The organism is Clostridium sp. Ade.TY, from assembly GCF_000498355.1.
Classification (GTDB): domain Bacteria; phylum Bacillota; class Clostridia; order Clostridiales; family Clostridiaceae; genus Clostridium.
Window position 1 is genome coordinate 1 of sequence record NZ_AVSV01000066.1, and the last position, 463, is coordinate 463.

Sequence of the window (463 nt, forward strand, 5' to 3'; positions counted from 1 at the left end):
AAAAAAGTAATTAAGATTTATAAATGAAAATTTTAAAATAAAAAATGTGTGTTAAAAAAGAGGAGAGATAAGATATGAAAAAATTTGTATGTACAGTATGTGGATATGTTTATGAAGGAGAAGCTGCACCAGAAAAGTGCCCAGTATGTGGAGTAGGAGCAGATAAATTTAAAGAACAATCATCAGATTTAGCATGGGCTGACGAACATAGAATCGGAGTTGCTAAAGGAGTAGATGAAAGAATAGTAGAAGGATTAAGAGCAAACTTCATGGGAGAATGTACAGAAGTTGGAATGTATCTTGCAATGTCAAGACAAGCAGATAGAGAAGGATTCCCAGAAGTAGCAGAAATCTATAAGAGAGCTGCATTTGAAGAAGCAGAACACGCTGCAAAATTCGCTGAACTTTTAGGAGAAGTATTAGAAGCAGATACAAAGAAAAACTTACAAGCAAGAGTAGATGC

The 463-nt window shown here is 34.3% G+C and carries 1 protein-coding gene; it reads left to right on the forward strand.

Translation table 11 applies throughout. The features are described 5' to 3' along the window. Positions 1-74: 74 nt before the first annotated feature. Positions 75-463, forward strand: a 389-nt coding sequence (locus tag O212_RS0115810) for a rubredoxin-like domain-containing protein (RefSeq protein WP_024616014.1), incomplete at its 3' end; no start/stop codon positions are given.